General features: G+C 47.4%; 16 protein-coding genes. All 16 read right to left on the minus strand.

The window, feature by feature from the left end; all coding sequences use genetic code 11:
* Position 1 precedes the first annotated feature (1 nt).
* The 16 genes from EKN16_RS12540 to EKN16_RS12615 all read right to left on the minus strand — a co-directional run bounded on the left by EKN16_RS12540 (position 2) and on the right by EKN16_RS12615 (position 19,727).
* Positions 2-661: a methionine ABC transporter permease gene (locus EKN16_RS12540; protein ID WP_125657351.1), complete on the minus strand. Its 660-nt coding sequence runs from the start codon at positions 659-661 to the stop codon at positions 2-4.
* A complete protein-coding gene (locus EKN16_RS12545; RefSeq protein WP_125666187.1) occupies positions 658-1,662 on the minus strand; it encodes a methionine ABC transporter ATP-binding protein in 1,005 nt (334 codons plus the stop codon). The genes EKN16_RS12540 and EKN16_RS12545 overlap by 4 nt, the downstream gene beginning before the upstream one ends.
* Before the next feature lie 609 nt (positions 1,663-2,271).
* Positions 2,272-2,994, minus strand: a complete 723-nt coding sequence (gene sigE, locus EKN16_RS12550; protein ID WP_125657354.1) for an RNA polymerase sporulation sigma factor SigE — start codon at positions 2,992-2,994, stop codon at positions 2,272-2,274.
* Positions 2,973-3,980, minus strand: a complete 1,008-nt coding sequence (gene spoIIGA, locus EKN16_RS12555; protein ID WP_232016385.1) for a sigma-E processing peptidase SpoIIGA — start codon at positions 3,978-3,980, stop codon at positions 2,973-2,975. Before spoIIGA ends, sigE begins: the two co-directional genes overlap by 22 nt.
* 269 nt (positions 3,981-4,249) lie before the next feature.
* Positions 4,250-5,374 carry a cell division protein FtsZ gene (gene ftsZ, locus EKN16_RS12560; protein ID WP_125657360.1) on the minus strand — a complete coding sequence of 375 codons (1,125 nt, stop codon included), beginning with the start codon at positions 5,372-5,374 and terminating at the stop codon, positions 4,250-4,252.
* A 17-nt stretch (positions 5,375-5,391) separates the two neighbouring features.
* On the minus strand, positions 5,392-6,633 hold the full coding sequence (ftsA, locus tag EKN16_RS12565) for a cell division protein FtsA (RefSeq protein WP_125657363.1): 1,242 nt from the start codon (positions 6,631-6,633) through the stop codon (positions 5,392-5,394).
* A gap of 231 nt (positions 6,634-6,864) precedes the next feature.
* Positions 6,865-7,629 (minus strand): cell division protein FtsQ/DivIB, encoded by a 765-nt coding sequence (locus EKN16_RS12570; RefSeq protein ID WP_125657366.1) that lies wholly within the window; start codon positions 7,627-7,629, stop codon positions 6,865-6,867.
* A gap of 113 nt (positions 7,630-7,742) precedes the next feature.
* Entirely contained in the window at positions 7,743-9,005 is a 1,263-nt protein-coding gene (murA, locus tag EKN16_RS12575) for a UDP-N-acetylglucosamine 1-carboxyvinyltransferase (RefSeq protein ID WP_125657369.1), read from the minus strand.
* A gap of 15 nt (positions 9,006-9,020) precedes the next feature.
* Positions 9,021-9,926, minus strand: coding sequence for a UDP-N-acetylmuramate dehydrogenase (gene murB / locus EKN16_RS12580; protein ID WP_125657372.1), 906 nt, complete (start codon positions 9,924-9,926; stop codon positions 9,021-9,023).
* A gap of 170 nt (positions 9,927-10,096) precedes the next feature.
* Positions 10,097-11,212: an undecaprenyldiphospho-muramoylpentapeptide beta-N-acetylglucosaminyltransferase gene (murG, locus tag EKN16_RS12585; RefSeq protein WP_125657375.1), complete on the minus strand. Its 1,116-nt coding sequence runs from the start codon at positions 11,210-11,212 to the stop codon at positions 10,097-10,099.
* A 7-nt stretch (positions 11,213-11,219) separates the two neighbouring features.
* Positions 11,220-12,317 carry a stage V sporulation protein E gene (gene spoVE / locus EKN16_RS12590; RefSeq protein WP_125657378.1) on the minus strand — a complete coding sequence of 366 codons (1,098 nt, stop codon included), beginning with the start codon at positions 12,315-12,317 and terminating at the stop codon, positions 11,220-11,222.
* Positions 12,318-12,362: 45 nt separating this feature from the next.
* Positions 12,363-13,799 carry a UDP-N-acetylmuramoyl-L-alanine--D-glutamate ligase gene (murD, locus tag EKN16_RS12595; protein ID WP_125657381.1) on the minus strand — a complete coding sequence of 479 codons (1,437 nt, stop codon included), beginning with the start codon at positions 13,797-13,799 and terminating at the stop codon, positions 12,363-12,365.
* Positions 13,800-13,844: 45 nt separating this feature from the next.
* Entirely contained in the window at positions 13,845-14,801 is a 957-nt protein-coding gene (gene mraY, locus EKN16_RS12600) for a phospho-N-acetylmuramoyl-pentapeptide-transferase (protein ID WP_125666189.1), read from the minus strand.
* Between the two features lie 12 nt (positions 14,802-14,813).
* A complete protein-coding gene (locus tag EKN16_RS12605) occupies positions 14,814-16,256 on the minus strand; it encodes a UDP-N-acetylmuramoyl-tripeptide--D-alanyl-D-alanine ligase (protein WP_164522776.1) in 1,443 nt (480 codons plus the stop codon).
* On the minus strand, positions 16,256-17,740 hold the full coding sequence (locus EKN16_RS12610; protein WP_125657384.1) for a UDP-N-acetylmuramoyl-L-alanyl-D-glutamate--2,6-diaminopimelate ligase: 1,485 nt from the start codon (positions 17,738-17,740) through the stop codon (positions 16,256-16,258). Before EKN16_RS12610 ends, EKN16_RS12605 begins: the two co-directional genes overlap by 1 nt.
* A 46-nt stretch (positions 17,741-17,786) precedes the next feature.
* Positions 17,787-19,727, minus strand: coding sequence for a stage V sporulation protein D (locus EKN16_RS12615; RefSeq protein ID WP_125657387.1), 1,941 nt, complete (start codon positions 19,725-19,727; stop codon positions 17,787-17,789).
* Positions 19,728-19,748 lie beyond the last annotated feature (21 nt).

The following is a 19,748-nucleotide window of genomic DNA, read 5'->3' on the forward strand; positions in this document are numbered from 1 at the left end:
TTTATTTTCGGCTAAAACGACGAACTAACAGGTCTCCAGCCGTCTGCAGGATTTGAACCAGTACAATGAGCAGTACAACTGTGACGAGCATAACATCGGTCTGAAACCGCTGATAACCATAACGGAGTGCTAAATCTCCGAGGCCGCCGCCGCCGATAACTCCAGACATCGCCGTGTACGATACTAGCGTGACCGCCGTTATCGTCACCGCAGCCAACAATCCCGGACGCGCTTCCCGAAGCAATACACGCTGTACGATATCCCACTTTGAAGCTCCCATTGCTTGCGCCGCTTCGATGACGCCTTTATCCACCTCGCGGAGCGAGGTTTCCACAAGCCTCGCAAAGAACGGAGCAGCTGCAACGACGAGCGGCGGTATCGAACCTTCTACGCCAAGCGTCGTTCCCGTAATCCATTTGGTAACCGGCATGATCATAATCATCAGAATTACAAACGGCACGGAACGAAGCACATTGATAATAACAGATAGAATCATATAAATAATCGGTTGTTCAAGAAGTTGTCTGCGCGAAGTCAGAAACAAGATTACACCGAGTATTAAACCGAAAATAATTGTAAAAATAAGCGAGGAGGCCATCATGGACAATGTATCCTTCGTCGCTGTCCATATCTCTGTCCATCTAACGTTCTCGAAAGTCATGTCAGTTCCCCCACATCCAGTCCTTCGCCGCGCAACACAGCGATAACTTTATCAACCTCGGATCCGCTTCCAATCAATTCGATAACGAGCTGGCCGTAGGGCGTACCCTTCATTCTTGATACGATTCCCTGAAGTATCGTGAATTGGATAGATGTCGCTTTGACCGCATTATAAAGGATCGGCTCATAAGTCAAATCCCCGACATAATTCAATCGTACGAGCTTTCCTTTACGAACTCCGACCAGTTCACGGGGATCGAACGAATCAGCAACCTGGCTTACAAAATCCAACGTCACAGCATGCTCCGGCTTCAAAAACACCTTCAATACCTCACCCATCTCAACGACCTCGCCTTGATCGATAACCGCAACACGGTCGCAAATGGAGCGGATAACATGCATTTCATGCGTAATTAACAGAATCGTAATGCCTAGCTTCTGATTAATATCGACCAATAGCGCTAGTATAGAATTCGTTGTCTGCGGATCCAAAGCTGAAGTCGCTTCATCACATAATAGTACGTCTGGGTTATTGGCAAGGGCTCTTGCGATGCCCACCCGCTGTTTCTGGCCGCCCGACAGCTGCGATGGATATTTGTCCGCATGATCTGTAAGACCGACAAGCTGGAGTAATTCATCCACTCTATGATTGATTTCCTTCTTCCCAAGCTTTGCAAGGCGAAGAGGGAACGCGATATTTTCTCGAACGGTCGCAAGGCTCAGTAAATTGAAATGTTGAAAAATCATTCCGATTCGCCTTCGTTGGTTCTGCAGCTGGCCGGGTGAAAGGGTTGTCAATTCCGCGCCTCCGACCTTGACGGAGCCGGTTGTCGGACGCTCCAGTAAGTTCACACACCTTAGCAAGGTGCTTTTTCCCGCGCCTGAATGCCCGATTATACCGAATATTTCGCCCTTATTCACAGTCAAATTAATATTCCTAATCGCTTCGACTGAAACCGAGCCGGACCGGTATGCTTTGCTAATGTTCACGAGCTCAATCAGTTGTATGACCTCCTGCTGGGTTATCGCACTCCACTTGAGTAGAATACCCATTATTGTCAAAATGACTTCGTATCGTTAATCCTTCTATACTTTTCCATAGTATTCCTAGTGCAAAAGTCAGAAGTATGAGCAAAGGCTATTATAACGAACGCTAGTTCATCTGTCACTGGAAATAATTGCTGAGTGTAATAATTGCTGAGAGAAACATTCCTACACTCTTTTTGCTGAGGCATTTGTCTGCTAAACACATTGAATAACGTTATTGGATGATGCACAAAATATGTCCCATAAGAACGAGAGGAGGGTTTATCGAGATGTCTAAACAGCAAGGACAAGGCAATAAGAACACAACAACGAACAGGTCCAATAAAAAAAGCAAGAGCACAAGCGGCGGAGAAAGTGAAAAATAACTGTCGAAATTGTAACTGAACCGCATAACCAAGAAGAAACGGCTAACGCCGTCCTTGGCGGCGAAGCAAGTTTCTTCCCTCTGAAATATAAGCAAAGCATAAAGGAAACTTATACTTTCTTATATTTGCAAAAAGCCCGCATTCCTGTAAATAAGGAATGCGGGCTTCTCGTTTGTCATGTCTATCCAATAATCCGTCATTATACCATCTTGTTAAATTCCTTGCGCAGACGCTTGATGATGCGCTTCTCCAATCGGGAGATGTAGGATTGAGAAATACCAAGCAAATCTGCCACATCTTTCTGAGTCTTTTCTTCACCATCCGCAAGGCCAAAGCGCAGCTCCATAATAATGCGCTCTCTTTCCGTTAACTTATCCAGTGCTTTATGAAGCAGCTTGCGATCCACCTGCTCCTCAATGTTGCGGTAGATCGTATCATTCTCTGTGCCCAGCACATCAGACAGCAGCAGCTCATTGCCATCCCAATCGATATTTAACGGCTCGTCGAAGGATACTTCTGTCCTCGTCTTATTGTTACGGCGTAGATACATAAGGATCTCATTCTCGATACAACGAGAAGCGTACGTAGCCAATTTAATCTTCTTCTCTGGATCAAAAGTATTAACGGCTTTAATAAGCCCAATTGCACCAATGGATACCAAATCCTCGATATGGATACCCGTATTTTCAAACTTACGAGCAATGTAAACCACCAGTCTCAAGTTACGCTCAATAAGCATCGCGCGTATCGCCGTATCACCAGAAGGAAGCTTATCTAGCAGGTACTCCTCTTCTTCACGTGTTAACGGGGGCGGCAGCGCCTCACTTCCACCGATATAATAAATTTCCTCGCTCTTTAATCCGAATAAAAACAAAACCCGATAATAATATAACTGCAGGACTAATTTCCATTTGACGAGCATGCTGCCCCATCCCTTCCCGAAGAACTGTGAATTGAATCGATCGTGATGCTTCGATTTTGTAGAAGTGACGGATGGATGATCGCTTGATACGTCCCATCTGTGACTAATTTGCCGGCATCTAGACCAATAAGTACTTTGCGTGTTTCGAATCGCTCTCCCTCCCGGTCAACAATGACCAGGTCAGGCTTAATCGCAAGCATGAATTGTGCACCTCTGTTTACGCCACGGTAGGGAACTAGCCGAAGGCGGTCCTGCCAAATAAAGGAATCCTCTTCAGTCATATTCGCAAGCAGCTTATCAACCTGTGATTCACGGATTTTGTCTATCCACGAAGGCGGAAGCACATCCTGCCATACGCAAGCCTCCATAACCATAACCGGCGTGCGAGTAAGCGGTTCATATAATTGATTGCCCGTATCAATGAGACCTCTACAGGAATATTCACAATCACCAATTCTGACTATCACCTCCGCAAGATGATTGCGAACAAGATCACGTTCCCGACGTTGAGTCATCACTGACCGATAGATATAATAACCGACGCAGCTGAAGCTGAAAACGAATAACATAGTGAACTTGAGCATGAAAATGGGTTTGCTGCCATTTACTGATATTACCGTGTCCCACAACTCATTAGATCCATTCATTAATAAATAATGAAAGCCTAATACAGCACCAGCGGCAGCAAAATTGACGCCATAAAACGCGCCAATATGACGTACAAAATGCTGAATGCTGCCAAATCCAAAGGCTGTGAACAGCATAATGATAGACAGTAGGACCTTGATCACTAGGGTAAACATAAATGATAGTGGCGGGAAGATGATCAGCACTGCATAAAGTGAGCCAATAAAAGCTGCTAGTAATACACGCCACCATTTTGCACGGATACTACGAACCCATGCTGTAAGAAGTAGATTGGAACCATCAATGAGCAGATTTACCATGAATAAGACATCAATATAAACTGCATCCAGCGCTTTCACCTTCCTGCCGCATTTCCCAATCTAGGACGCCCTCCAGCTGCTTAGCGAGGATCAGCGGCTTGTGTCTAGTATAGTTAAAGCCTATTACAATGTCTGTCTAAACATGCCGTCAGCAGCGATCTTTTTTTGTCGATGCCTCGTGCTGGACAAGCAAACGATAGACGTGAAGTGCATAGCCCAAGCTGTAAGGAAAAGGAAAGAGAACGGCAAAAAAACCGCATTCCGATAGATCGGAATGCGGTTTAGTTACCTTACTGATTTCCTACTATTTAACGATCATTTCGCTTGTTGCGAAGAAATGCCGGAATATCAAGCTGATCGCTTGAAACCGTATTCCCGAAAGGCTTAGGCCCCGTACCAGCGCTAGATGTTGTTTGACGCGATTCAGAAGCCTTTTCTTCCACCTGTCCACTAACTGGCTTGCGGAAAGCTGCATTACTGCGGTGTTCAAATCCTGTAGCAATAACCGTAACTTTAATTTCTTCCTTCAAGTTATCGTCAATGCTGGCACCAAAGATCATATTAACATCTGGATCCGATGCAGAGATGACAATTTCAGCAGCTTCATTCACTTCATAAAGGGACAGGTTAGAACCACCTGTAATATTCATGATAATACCGCGTGCACCATCAATTGATGTTTCTAGCAGCGGGCTTTGAATCGCTTTGCGAGCCGCTTCAGCTGCGCGATTCTCTCCAGTAGCGTTACCAATACCCATAAGGGCAGATCCGCGCTCTGTCATGATTGTCTTCACATCAGCAAAGTCCAAGTTAATGAGGCCTGGTACAGCGATCAAGTCAGAGATACCTTGAACGGCTTGTTTCAGCACATTATCCGCTTCGCGGAACGCTTCGAGCATAGGTGTTTTTTTGTCGACGATCTCTAGCAAGCGATCATTAGGAATGACGATCAATGTATCTACTTTTTCTTTCAATGCTTCGATACCAAGCTCTGCTTGTCCAGAACGCTTACGGCCTTCAAATGTAAATGGACGCGTTACGACACCTACTGTCAATGCGCCGCATTCACGAGCAATTTCAGCAATTACTGGAGCCGCACCTGTACCAGTTCCTCCGCCCATACCCGCTGTTACAAACACCATGTCTGCGCCTTTAAGCGCGTTCATCACCGTTTCACGTGACTCTTCAGCCGCTTTTTTCCCTACTTCCGGATTAGCTCCGGCACCAAGACCGCGCGTCAGTTTATCGCCGATTTGCAGCTTTTGCTCAGAATGAGCCATGTGAAGTGCCTGTGCATCCGTGTTCACCGTAATAAACTCGACACCTTTAACACCGTTCTCGATCATCCGGTTAACCGCATTGCTGCCGCCGCCGCCAACGCCAATAACCTTAATTTGCGCCAGCTGCTCCATCTCAAAATCGAATTCCAACATGCTGTTATATCCCCCGATCAAATAAATTCGCTAAACATATTTTTTAATCTTTCAAACAGTCCGGGCTTGGAGGTTGAAGCTGTTCCTGCTTTCCGGCTGGTACTTTTCTTAGGCACTGAAACGGAGCGATTACGCATGTACTTGGAAACATATTGAATCATCCCAACACCGCTTGTGAAAGCTGGATCGCGTACACCGATATAATCGGGCACTGCAATTCGTACGGTAGATTCAAGCTCATGCTGCGCGAGTGCGAGCGTTCCAGGCATCGTGACAGAACCACCCGTTAGTACATAACCATTAACCTTCTCCCCGTAACCAAGACGATGTACCTCTTGATGAATGAGGTGGAAGATCTCCTGCATCCGAGGTTCAATAATGTTGGTCAAATCAACCTGTGAGAATTCTTTCTCAACATTACTGCCCATTCGCATGACTTTGAATCTTTGATCCTCTGCTGCGTCTTCAATAAGCGCACAGCCAAACTTTTGCTTAATTTTCTCCGCTTGCTCCGTTTGAGTACGTAACCCATAGGAAATATCGCTAGTTACATATTCGCCGCCAACAGGCAATGTCGATGTCGCGACAATGCTGCCTTGTTCAAAGACGGCAATCGTACAGGAACCTGCGCCGATATCTACAAGTACAGTTCCCATCATTTTCTCATCTTTAGAAAGAGCCATTTGGCCCGAAGCCAGAGACATTAAGATAACGCCAGCAATTCGCAGATTCGCTTTTTCAATACACCGGACTAAATTATGAATTGCTGTTTTTGCCCCAGTGACGATCGTCGTTTCCACTTCAAGCCGAACACCAATCATGCCTCGTGGGTCTGAAATCCCTTCCAAACCATCCACGAGATACTGCTTCGGAACGAGGTCAATAATCTCCCGTTCCGGAGGAAGCGCAACTACCTTCGCTGCCTGTAGAACACGTTCAATATCTTCCTCGCCGATTTCTCGGTCTTCGTTAGAAACAGCCACAACGCCATGATTAGTCTGTAGTCCGATATGATTGCCTTGTATACCCACATAAACGTCGCTTATTTGAATGCCAACCATACGCTCCGCATGATCCACCGCGTTACGAATAGACTGCACGGTTTGGTCGATATCAACGATTGCTCCCTTGCGGATTCCTTCCGAGTCGGCAGATCCAACTCCAATAATATTAATGACTCCGTTATTCACTTCGCCAATAATAACACGAACCTTGGATGTACCGATGTCCAAACTGACGATGATGTCGTTGCTGCTCAACCCTTGGCACCTCCGTTTCAACATTATTAAGGTACAATCTTCAAATATGTATCCAAGCTCATCCCTACTTAATTCAACGCAGTCCCTATTTTCCCTCTTTTTTCAACAATATTTTTAAGAATGTTCTATGTCTCCAAATGCTGTAAATACAGCATTTGGCTCTCGTCTGTAAGTGAAAAATGAAAGAATAGTAAATAATCTACATATTTAAAATACTAACACTCTTTTAGTCTATTGAGTAGTGTCTTTTTGCTCGGTATTGGTATTTTCTGTACTAGGCGGCACAAAAGGAGCATATTTATCTGCCAAAAGCATAGTTATAAGTCCAGGCTCCTGTGTTTCGATGACCGCATTAAGCGTTGCTACCTTTTCTGGCAGCAGTGAAACAGCGGTAATCACCTCGAAACGCGTGCGTGTATAAATTTTAATGCGATCCTTATATGATTCCGAAGCGGATGGAATAATTTCTGAGAAATCAGAAAGTGACTCCGCTGAAATGGTGCCTAGCTGCTTACATAGCTCTATCTTGACCGGATCATCTGTTTTCCAGCCTGAAAGAATCGGTTTATCAATTACATTATCCTTCCCTGCTGGGAGACCTGTCCCATTGGACAGAATGGCTGTAATTTCACCCTTGGTAGAAACTTCATAGGCAACGGTAGGCAGCTCCTGAACGATAATTCGTACATGACCTGGGAAGGACTTCATTACCTCAACCTTATCTATCCCTTTTAGCGCCTTTATTCTAGCTTCAATCTTCTTAGCAGAGGTGCCGAAATAAGCATCTCCCACTGTTACCCCGGATATCTTCTGAATGTCTGCAACCTTCATATATCGCTGACCTTCCACGGTAACAGAAGATATTTTGCTAATGGAAGAGTTGAGGAACAGCACGCATAAGATAACGATAAACAAAAGGAAGAGCACAATCAGCAGCTTTTTACCGCCTCTCCGCCTTTTAACAGGCTCCCGCAGCACAGGCATCTTGTCTGACATGACTTGTCCCCTCTTCGCGCAAACGTAAAACGGCTGGTTCCTGTTTCTTCACAGTCCATGCCGTTTACGATTATAATATCGATTCATTGATGAGAGTTATTGAATTCTGATCGTTAAGGCAACGGTGACAGCCGGGAAATGCGCGCCCCCAGACGAGTAAACATCGTCTCGATTCGGTCATATCCACGATCAATATGGTGAACCTGCTCCACAACCGTTCTGCCTTGTGCAGCTAAGCCTGCAATAACAAGAGCAGCACCTGCTCGCAGATCCGTCGCTTCGACAGTCGCTCCATATAGTCTGGATACTCCACGGACAACAGCGGCGTTCAGATCCACGCGAATATCAGAGCCCATTCGGGAGAGCTCATCGACATGCTTGAAGCGCCCTTCGAATATGGTTTCCTTCATCACGCTGACCCCATCGGCTAATGCTAGCAATACCATGACTTGAGACTGCAAATCAGTTGGGAATGCGGGATACGGCGAAGTAACAATTCGATCAATCGCCTTAGGCCTGCTTGCGCAGCCGACCTTAATTATATCACCGTCCACCGTAATTTGAACACCTGCACGTCTAAGCACATGGATCAGAGAGGTCAGATGGGACGGGTTCGTATTTTGCAAAGTAACTTGACCGCGTGTTGCGGCAGCGGCAACCATAACGGTACCGGTTACGATTCGGTCTGGAATAACTTGATAACGGCTAGGAGATAGCTTCTCCACGCCTTCAATCGTTATCGTATCTGTTCCAGCACCAATGATCTTCGCACCCATGCTGCATAAAAAACGCTGTAAGTCTTGAATCTCCGGTTCTCTAGCCGCATTCGTGATGGTCGTGAAACCATCCGCAAGCACAGCGGCCATCATAATATTCTCCGTCGCACCAACGCTAGGGAAATCCAAATGAACCTCTGCACCTTTAAGTCGCTTTGCAAAGCAGGAAATCCGACTGCCTTCTTCTTGAATTTGTGCTCCGAGCGCCATCAAGCCACGAAGATGCAAATCAATCTTTCTCTCTCCGATTGCGCAGCCACCAGGCTGATAAATCGTTACTTCGCCAAACCGCGCTAGAAGTGGACCCATTAAAAAAATGGAGGATCGCATCTGACGCATAAGCGCCTCTGGGACATGCGAGGAATGAGCGCTCGATGTATCAAGCAGCACCGTTTCTTCGTTATGTTCCGCCCGGCAGCCTAATTCGCGTAAAATGTTCAGCATGACATCGATATCAAGCAATTTAGGCACATGATCGATTGTCACTTTTCCTTCAACTAGCATACTTGCAGCCAAAATCGGCAAAGCAGCATTTTTCGCGCCTTGGATAACAATGGTTCCTGAGAGGGGTTTCCCGCCTTCAATCACCAATTTGTCCAATGTATCACCTCCGAATTACCGCTCACCCACGACTAAAACCTCCGGCACCAGTTCTACTCCAAACTGCTCTTTAATGGTGCTTCGGATCGTTGCCATTAGGGTGAGGACGTCTTCAGCCGTCGCTTGCCCAGTATTAACAATGAAATTAGCATGCTGTGTCGAGACTTCGGCTCCTCCATGGCGCATTCCTTTCAGTCCCGCTTCTTGAATCAACCTTGCGGCAAAATCTTTGGGCGGATTACGGAAGACACTTCCTGCACTTGCCATCTGGAGAGGTTGTGTAAGGAGACGACGCTCTTTGTTAGCAGCCATTGTGGCTAGTATTGATTTGCGGTCGCCTTGCTCCAGCTCCAGAGTGACGCTCACAACAATGCCAGGGCGCTCATGAAGAATGGAATGACGGTAAGAGAAACCCATCTCTTCAATTCCATAGCTTACTAATTCTCCTGTTTCCAGTACAATGTCAGCTGATTTGAATATACGTGACACATCCGACCCGAGAGCGCCGGCATTCATATAGACGGCTCCGCCGACCGAACCTGGAATTCCCCCTGCAAACTCCAATCCGGTCAATCCTTCTCTGCCTGATAGAACAGACAGTTTAATCAAGGAAAAAGCGGCACCCGCAGTAACGAGCGTGCCATCAAATCGCGCACAATCGAATTCATCGCCCGGCTGAATAACAACACCACGAATTCCTTTATCGCTGACGAGCATATTGGAGCCGCGTCCGAGATTCATCCATTGCATCTCGTGCTTATGGAGCAGCTTAACGACCGATATGAGCTGATCTTTGGTTTGCGGAATGATGAGTACGTCTGCTGGTCCACCGATTTTCCATGTTGTATATTCAGAGAGTGATCGGCCCAGCATGACGTTTCCTGCATCGGTCTGTTTCAACTCCGCCAAAAAAGCTTTCATCTGTCGTACCTCCTTTGTGCTTTGGCGATTGAAAACCTAGTGCTGCATCTACCCAGCGCCTGCTTCTAATTGCTTATGCGCTACGTGATGGGCCCGCCGGGTGACGGTCACGATTATGAGGTATACTATGCCCTCCAGCACTGGTGTGTGACAATCGCCTATATGACAAGCTATCTTTTGCTTTTATTCATCAATGTGATAAGTTCTGTTGTAATCAACGATGCGGATTGCGGCATGCCTAGCTTGCGCGCATTCTTCTTCATCTCGGAAAGTCGCGCATTACTATTCATAATAGCGCTGATCCGACCAAAAAGCACTTCTCCGGTAACTTCACGTTCCGTAATCATTTCTGCCGCTCCCGCATCAACCAAGCTCCGTGCATTCGCTTCCTGATGGTTATTCGTCACATTCGGCGATGGAATAAGGATGGATGGAATGCCAAGCGCGGTAAGCTCAGCAAGCGATGAAGCTCCAGAACGTCCCACAACAAGCTCGGAAGCTGCGAGCACCTCAGGCATATTATGCAAATAGGGCAGCACTTGAAGAGAAGTCGGCAGGCTCTTCATGGCCTGATTCATTCGCTCCTTTGTCTGCTCATAGTAGCTTTCTCCAGTTACAAAGACAAAATGGACCTCTGGCAGCCGATTCAGCAAAGGCACCATGTCCACCATCGCATCATTAATAGCCTTGGCCCCTCTGCTGCCCCCAACCATGAGTACAATTCGGCTTCCAGCAGGCAGCCCCAGCGAACCAAAACCTTTTTCCTTGCTCGCATGAATAACAGGTGTTGCACATGGATTTCCCGTATAAACGGCATGCTTGGATCGCTTGAACTGCGGCAGCGAATCCTTGAAGCTGACAGCTACGCAATCTGCGTAACGTGTAAGAAATTGGTTCGTTAATCCCGAGACTGCATTTTGTTCATGGATGAGCGTTGGAATGCCAAGCTTTGCTGCTGCATAGACAACAGGACCGCATACATAACCGCCTGTACCCACGACAACATCAGGTTTAAATTCCCTTAGAAGCTGTTTAGACCGTCGTACGCCTTTAAGAAAGCGCATGACGGTCTTGATGTTATCAAGAGATAGCTTTCGTTTGAATCCCGTAATTTCAACGGATTCAAAAGGGATGTTCTGAGCCGGAACGATCCGGCTCTCAAGCCCTTTGGGCGAGCCGATATAAAGAATGGAAGAGCCCGGTATCTCAGCGAGCACTTGTTTACCAACTGCAAGGGCGGGATAAATATGACCGCCCGTTCCGCCACCGGTCAATACGATACGCATATGAAAGTCACCTCGAATAACGCGATATATTAAGTAATATGCCAAGTGATGTTAAGAGCAGCGTTAAGGATGAGCCACCATAACTGACCAAAGGCAATGTGATACCTGTTACCGGCATCATGCCGATAACTACTCCAATATTAATAAATACTTGAACCGCCACAATGCCGACGATACCAACTGCAAGCAGGCTTCCGAACGTATCCGGAGCAGCAATTGCTGTACGCATCCCCCGCCAGACCAAGATGCCGAATAATAGAATGATTGACAGACCACCAATAAAGCCTAGCTCTTCCGCTACAATTGAAAAGATAAAATCTGTTTGCGGCTCCGGCAGGTAGTTGAATTTTTGCCGGCTCATTCCTAGTCCCAGCCCTACCAAGCCTCCAGGTCCAATCGCGTACAAGGACTGGATGATTTGATAACCGGAGCCAAGGGGATCCGACCACGGATCAAGGAATGCTGTTATTCGCAGCATGCGATATGGAGCAGCAATGATAAGGCCAATTAGACCAGCGACGCCTACCATCGCAAGGGAGCCCAAATGAGCGAGCCTCGCCCCAGAGGTGTAGATGACAATAAGCGAAGCGCCAACCATAACAGCGCCTGAACCCAGATCCGGCTGCATCATAATCAGGCCAAAAGCCAAACCAAGAATACCAAGCGGCGGCAGCAATCCTTTGGTAAAAATCGTGACGGCCTGCTGCTTCTCAGAAAGCAGCTTGGCAAGAAACATGACCATAGCCAGCTTCATGAATTCAGAGGGCTGAATCCCGAAGGAGCTGATTCCAAGCCAGCTTCGAGCTCCCCCGCGTACAACCCCAATACCTGGAATCAGCACGCAGACAAGTAAGCCAAAACAGATAAACAGCCCTAGCTTAGACCACTTTTTCCAAATCCAATAGTCTGCGTTCATCGTGACGAACATAGCGCCAATGCCAAGGGCAGCAAAAAGCATTTGCCTTTTCACATAGTAAAATTTGTCGCCAAATTCGTGAAAGGCGAGCACCGCACTCGCACTGTACACCATCACAAGACCTATGGCGAGTATAAATAATATCGATACAATCATCCACACATCCGGGGCAGATCTGGCCTTAGCCATAGCGCAAACACCTCTTGCCTGAGTAAGTAGGGACGAGCCCCCTACTTACAACTTATGCGCCGATTGTTTAAAAATGCGCCCCCGTTGCTCGTAGGATTTGAACATATCCCAACTTGCACATGCTGGAGAAAGAAGAACGATATCTCCGGGCTTGGCGATGGAGGCAGCTTCCCGCACTGCAAGCTGCAGTGCGTGTTCGGCGTCCTCCTCAGGTTCGACTATTCTGATATCAGTTAAACCTGCAAGCTCGGCAACACGGGCAATTTTGTTGCGTGTTTCACCGAGTGCAACTACCGCCTTCAGCTGATCACGGAAATGCGGCAGCAGCTCCATATAATCAGAACCACGGTCAAGTCCACCTGCAATGAGGATGATGTTGCCAGCGAAAGAACGCAGAGCAATAATCGTTGCAGTCGGATTAGTAGCCTTGGAGTTATTGTAGTAGGTGACTCCATCATGCTCACAGACATACTCCAAGCGATGCTCAACGCCCTTAAACTCACGTAGAGGCGCTGCAAGAGACTCTAGATCAACTCCAACAGCTAAGCAAGCTCCGATTGCTGCAAGCGCGTTTGCTGCATTGTGGCGGCCAGGTATGCCAAGCTCACTGACTGGCAGTATGGAATGAGTGATCCCCTCACGATCACGCCATACAATATAGCGTTCTTCTTCGTCAGTCGGCGCAGACAAGTCCTCTGGGAATGGCGGCTCGATACAGATCCCGTAGGCAAGCGGCTTCGTTGTCGAGAAGGGAAGGATGGATGCCTTGATCATTCCACTTTCCATCATTGCCAAGCAAACCGAATCATCCGCGTTCAGTACAGCCGTATCTTCATCAGTCTGATTCGCAAAAAGGTTCGCTTTGGAAGCTATGTAATCATCCATTCCACCATGGTAGTCCAAGTGCGTCTCTACTACATTTAAAAGCAGGGATACTCGTGGACGGAATTGCTGCGTACCTTTCAGCTGAAAACTACTGAGTTCAGCTACGATCCATTGATCCGCCGATGCTGTTTGAGCTGCTTCACACAGCGGCGTGCCTATATTACCTGCTAAGATTGGATTGCAATGAGCTGCTTCAAGCAGGTCGCCGATCCATGTTGTCGTAGTCGTCTTACCATTGGACCCTGTAATACCAATAATCGGCGCAGGGGACAGCAGATACGCTACCTCTACCTCTGTAACGACATCAAGTCCTAATTCAACTGCTTGCCGTACAGGCGGTGAAGTATAGGGAATTCCCGGATTTTTCACAACAAGTGATGTTTCTTCCGTTATTAATCCATCCGGATGACCTCCGCATATAACAGAAACGCCCAAAGCGTCCAATTCGTCCGCTTCGGGGCATAAATGACGTTCCTTTTGATCATTGACGGTGACGATCGCACCTAGCTTGTGAAACAGCTTCGCGACGCTGACGCCGCTTTTGGCTAGTCCCAGCACGACGACATGCTGGTTTTTGTATTGTGATGGGTGTTTCATAAGGTTAGATCCTTTCTTTCCTTAAATAGTGGCCTATCTAATCGTTTAGCGGCCAAGGACTAAGCCGAGCCCTGCGAAGATTAGGCCGATGAACCAGAATGTCGTGACAACGCGCCATTCGGACCAGCCGGAGAGCTCGAAGTGATGATGAATCGGGCTCATTTTGAAGATACGTTTGCCTCTTAGCTTGAAGGAGCCTACTTGCAGGATGACCGAGAACATCTCTAAGACGAATATGCCGCCAATAAGGATGAGCAGTAGTTCTGTTTTGGTTAATATTGCTACAGCCGCCATACCTCCGCCAATGCCTAGGGAGCCCGTATCGCCCATGAATACTTTTGCTGGATGCGCATTGAAGACTAGGAATCCTAGCATGCCACCAATCATAGCAGCTGAGAATATAGCGGATTCATGCTCGCTTGCATGCATGGCAAGGATAGCGAAGGCTCCGAACGCAATTGCGCCAGATCCAGCTAACAGTCCGTCAACGCCATCGGTGAAATTAACCGCATTGGTCGTAGCGAACAAGATGATCACCACGAACGGATAGTAGAACCAACCCATATCGAAGGATACGGATGTTCCCGGAATCCCGATTGCGGTACTGTGATGATTCTGATAGAGCAATATACAAATGATAACGGAAAAAACGAGTTGTCCGAACAGCTTTTGACGAGCGGTCAGTCCGAGCGAACGTTTGAATACGATTTTGATATAATCATCTAGAAATCCAACAAGACCAAATCCGAGTGAAGCGATCAACAGCACCCAGAATTCAGGCGTTTTATCCGAAAATTTAAGAAAGGCTAATAAGGCCGCAAGCATGATGATAATACCGCCCATCGTTGGCGTGCCTGTCTTCTTCAAATGGCTTTGCGGGCCATCCGTACGTATTTGTTGACCAAATTTAAGTCTTCTTAGCAGCGGGATGAACAAAGGTCCAATCAGAACCGCTAGTAAGAATGATGCGCCAATTGTTAATAGTATGACCTTCATGTCCATTTCTCTCACCCTTTATACGCGCTGCAGTGCATGGATGATTTCTTCCATGCGCATGGAGCGCGATCCTTTCACAAGCACGAGATCCTCCGGAGCAACCTTTGCCCGAAGCCACTCGATGAGTTCGTTTTTATTTTGAAAAGCTTTGACAGCTGCATCCTCTGCCTGATTCGCTGAGTGAGCAGAAGCATCCGTCCCGTCTTTCTTAAACTGTGTCTGTGCAGCTGAAGCAGTATGCTCCGAAAGAGAACCAAATGTTACCACCGCCTCTGCTTTAGCCGGCGTAATATATCTACCAATCTCCTCGTGAAGCTGTACCTCCTGAGGGCCAAGCTCCTTCATATCGCCAAGAACGATCCACCTGCGCCGGTACCCGGTTAACTGAGCGACAAGATCAACCGCTGCGCGTACAGCCGTTGGATTCGCATTGTAAGCATCGTTAAGCAGCATCGCTCCATTATACGCACGAAGCGGTTCGATGCGCATCCCAGTAAGCCGAAGCCCATTAAACCCTGCACGAATTTGTGCCGCCGGAACGCCCAAGCGTTTGGCTGCGCCAATGGCAGCAAGCGCGTTGGATACATTATGATGACCAGGAACTGGCAGCTTCAATTGGGAAAGCTGATCATCCTGCTCTACATCAAAGGAAGCGGATAAAGCATCCCCTTCCAAATTAATCGCTGTCCAATCGCTTCCCTCTTGCAGCCCGAAGGTTTGAATATCTATCGCTCGGTCAATCTTCAGATCTTGAATACCGCTCCGCAGCAGCGGCTCGTCACCATTGATTAAGAGCAGTCCTCCCGCACGCAGGCCAGAGGCAATCTCCAGCTTCGCTTTAGCAATTCCCTCACGAGAACCAAGCTGCAGCATGTGGGCATCCCCGATGTTCGTAATAATCGCTATATCCGGCTGCCCGATCCCCGTCAGCAGCTCGATCTCTCCGAAGCCGCTCATTCCCATTTCGAGCACCACAACTTCCACCGTTTCATCGAGCTGAAGGACCGTTAATGGTAGTCCAATGTGGTTGTTTAAGTTACCTTCTGTTTTATGGACACGAAAAAATCCGGAGAGCACCGACGCCACCATATCCTTCGTCGTTGTTTTGCCGTTGCTTCCCGTAATTCCAATCACGCGTAAGTTCAGCTCTTCACGATAAGCTGCTGCTAGCTGCTGTAAGGCAGCTAGTGTATCATCCACAAGAATAAGAGGCGCATTCGCAAGCGCCTCTCCTACTGGATGGTCTGATTGCCAAAGCAGCGCAGCAGCCCCATCCTCCAGCACCTTTGCACCAAACGCATGACCGTCAAAGTTCCCCCCAATAATTGGAATAAACAACTGCCCTGGCTGGACTCTCCGGGAGTCTGTCGTAATGCCCACTATCGTTCTATCCGCATGTTTATCATTCAATAACGTCCCGCCGCACATGCCCGCAACAGCGCCTATCGTTCGTTTTATCACTATAAAATACTCCTTATCGCTTCTTTCGCCACTTCGCGGTCATCAAAATGATACGTGGCACCGCCAATTAGTTGATAGGTTTCATGACCTTTTCCCGCAATTAATACTACATCGTTAGGGCTGGCCATTTCAACCGCTTTTTGAATAGCTGCTCGACGATCTGGAAGCATCTGGTATTGAGACTTCGGGATACCATTCTCGATAAGACCTGCTTCAATATCGAGCAGAATGCGATCAGGGTCCTCTGTTCTGGGATTATCTGAAGTAATGATCGCATAATCTGCATAGTGAGCAGCAATCTTGCCCATGATCGGTCGTTTCGTCCGGTCACGATCCCCACCACAGCCGAATACACAAATAATGCGGCCAACCGCATACTCCTTGACTGCACGCAGCACGTTCTCCAGACCATCTGGCGAATGCGCATAGTCAACGATAACTGAGAAAGGCTGACCTGCTATGACCGATTCCACTCTTCCCGGAACACCTGGCAAAGCTTCCAGACTCGCTTTAATTTGCTCCAACGGAATTTGTTCGATAAGTGCTGCACTAATCGCAGCCAATGCATTATAGACATTGAATTTACCAGTCATCTGAAGCGTTATATCAGTAGAACCTCTAAATGTATCTAAGTGAAAACTCGTACCCTGTGCCGTTATATGAATGCTAGTTGCCCGCACATCTGCTTCATTATCCACACCATAGGTCAGCACCTCTGCAGAGGTAACCCCAGCATAAGCAGCTGATGCTGCATCATCTGCGTTCAATACCGCATAAGAGCGATCTTCCTGTGAGGATGCATATTCATTCCCAAGACGAGAAAAAAGCAACCCTTTTGCGGCTGCATAATTTTCCATTGTACCGTGGTAATCCAAATGATCCTGCGTCAGATTCGTAAAAATCGCCGTCCGATATCGACAGCCCTTTACTCGTCCCTGCTCAAGGGCGTGGGAGGAAACCTCCATCGCGCAGAAATCCGTCCCTGCCTCTACCATCGCTGCAAGATGACGCTGCAAATCAAGCGCCTCTGGCGTCGTTCCAGACATCGGAACAGATTGATCTGCATAGCGCATCTCGACCGTTCCAATAACGCCTGGCCGGAAACCGGCATCCTTGAGGATCCGTTCAATCAAATACGTTGTAGTTGTCTTGCCATTCGTACCTGTGATGCCAATCAGCTTCAATTTCTGGCTGGGCTTTGCAAAATAATAATCAGCAATTACAGCCATTGCAAGGCGTGAATCCTTCACAATTAGTTGAGGCACATCCAGGTCAAGCTGTCTTTCTACTACCATAGCCTTCGCACCGTTTGCAAGAGCCTTCGGCGCAAAGGTATGTCCATCCACCGTGTGACCTGGCAAAGCTATAAACAAGTCGCCTTGCGACACTTTACGAGAATCAATCTGAATGCCATCAATTTGGGTTTCTTCATCTCCTAAAAGACGTGCCGTTGTCAGCAATGAGGCAAGTTGTTTTAGTCGCATCGTTAAGTCCTCCTGATATTATTCGACTTTCCTTCTATTATTATAGTCAAGGATGGTCGCTTTCATCATCATCTTTACCCAAATAAATACGTATCGTTGAGCCGCGGTTGACTCGTGTTCCGGCAGCTGGTGACTGACGAATAACGGTATCTCCGCTTCCAGCAGAAGCGAGATTGAAGTTCATGTTTAGATCCTCATAAAGATCAGATACGGTCTTTCCTACGATATTCGGTACTGTTACAATCGGGATTTCACCATACTTATATTCCTTTGTCATCTGGTCTTTACGTGGCTTTATTCCCATGTAAGGGAGTGCATCTGCCAAAATATTATGGACAATCGGTGCAGCAACAACGCCTCCGAATTGAATACCTTGTGGATTATCAACCGCTACATAAACGACAATCTTTGGATCATCCGCTGGGGCAAAACCGATAAACGAGACAATATGCTCATTGGGAGAGTACCGGCCGTTGATAACCTTTTGTGCTGTACCCGTCTTCCCACCAACTCGATAACCGTCTATAAAAGCATTCCTACCTGTTCCTTTGGCGACAACACTTTCGAGCGCCTCGCGAACCTGCTTACTTGTATTCTCTGAGATCACCTTCCGCACAACCTCTGGCTTAACCGAGTCCACAATCTCACCTGTTAAGGGATTTACCCAATCCTTAGCAACGTGAGGCTTATAGAGTGTGCCCCCATTAATAGCTGCTGAGACTGCTGTGATTTGCTGAATAGGTGTAACGGATACGCCTTGACCAAATGCCGTGGTAGCTAGTTCAACAGGTCCTACCTGACTCATCTTGAACATGATCCCATTCTCTTCGCCGCCCAGGTCAATCCCTGTCTTCGTTCCAAATCCAAAGTTCTTGATATAACCAAACAGCTTATCTTTGCCTAATCGATTACCCAATGTTACAAACCCTGGATTGCATGAATTCTGCACGACCTCCAGGAAGGACTGGCTTCCATGTCCGCCCTTCTTCCAGCAGCGAAGACGAGCACCGCCAATTTCAATAAATCCAGGGTCGAAGAAAGAATCATTCTTCAAGTCCACCTTTTTCTCTTCAAGCGCAGCAGCTAACGTTATAATCTTAAATGTCGATCCAGGCTCATATGTCATCCATATCGGTAGATTACGATTATACACTTGAGAATCTACATCTCGGTATTTATCCGGCTGATAGCTTGGCCGACTTGCCATACCTAGAATCTCGCCATTAGTCGGATCCATCGCGATTGCAATAATATTATCCGCTTGAAACTTCACCATGGCCTGATCAAGCTCGCGCTCCATGATCGCTTGAACTTGCTTATCAAGCGTAAGCTCTAAATTGAGCCCATCCTTTGGCTTTAAATACGTATCGGATGAGCCTGGCATTTGCCTTCCCTTCGCATCCGATAGAAAGGAGATATTCCCATTAATCCCTTCAAGCAAATCATTATATTTGGCTTCTATGCCCGTTAAGCCTTGATTGTCAATGCCGGTGAAGCCCAGTACATGGGAGGCAAAGGTTCCTAGCGGATAGTAACGTTTATTATCCTCCGCAACAACGATTCCAGGCAGACTCAGGTCACGAATCTGCTGCGCTTTCTCTGTTGTAATTTTCCGTCCACCTGGCTGTATACGTACGATCAACTGTTTCTTCTTAATCGTGGTATACACATTATCTTCTGAAATCCCCAATACTTTTGCTACTTGTGATGCTGTTACCCTCGCATCCTTAATCTGGGCCGGAATGGCCATGATCGTCGGGGAACTTATATTATACGCAAGCTTCTCGCCGTTTCGGTCCATGATTTCGCCGCGCTTGGCAGAGAATGGAATTTCGCGACGCCAGGAATTCTCCGCTTTGGCGGTTAGCTCCGGTCCATGCCATAGCTGTACATAACTAAGACGGATTGCAAGCAGCGAGAACGCAACAACGGCAATGATTAAAGCAGAGAAAAGACGTCGCCGTACAGTAACATTTGATACTTTCACCTCAGCATCCCCTCCGAAAGG

Source organism: Paenibacillus baekrokdamisoli, assembly GCF_003945345.1.
In the GTDB taxonomy this organism is placed as follows: Bacteria; Bacillota; Bacilli; order Paenibacillales; family Paenibacillaceae; genus Paenibacillus_Z; species Paenibacillus_Z baekrokdamisoli.

Bases quoted from the DNA above. Each gene is read 5' to 3' on its own strand.
- ftsZ (WP_125657360.1), bottom strand. From the start codon at position 5,374: ATGTTGGAATTCGATTTTGAGATGGAGCAGCTGGCGCAAATTAAGGTT.
- murD (WP_125657381.1), bottom strand. From the start codon at position 13,799: ATGAAACACCCATCACAATACAAAAACCAGCATGTCGTCGTGCTGGGA.
- spoVE (WP_125657378.1), bottom strand. From the start codon at position 12,317: ATGGCTAAGGCCAGATCTGCCCCGGATGTGTGGATGATTGTATCGATA.
- murB (WP_125657372.1), bottom strand. From the start codon at position 9,926: ATGAAAGCTTTTTTGGCGGAGTTGAAACAGACCGATGCAGGAAACGTC.
- EKN16_RS12540 (WP_125657351.1), bottom strand. From the start codon at position 661: ATGACTTTCGAGAACGTTAGATGGACAGAGATATGGACAGCGACGAAG.
- mraY (WP_125666189.1), bottom strand. From the start codon at position 14,801: ATGGACATGAAGGTCATACTATTAACAATTGGCGCATCATTCTTACTA.
- sigE (WP_125657354.1), bottom strand. From the start codon at position 2,994: ATGCTCGTCAAATGGAAATTAGTCCTGCAGTTATATTATTATCGGGTT.
- EKN16_RS12570 (WP_125657366.1), bottom strand. From the start codon at position 7,629: ATGTCAGACAAGATGCCTGTGCTGCGGGAGCCTGTTAAAAGGCGGAGA.
- EKN16_RS12610 (WP_125657384.1), bottom strand. From the start codon at position 17,740: ATGCGACTAAAACAACTTGCCTCATTGCTGACAACGGCACGTCTTTTA.
- murG (WP_125657375.1), bottom strand. From the start codon at position 11,212: ATGCGTATCGTATTGACCGGTGGCGGAACGGGCGGTCATATTTATCCC.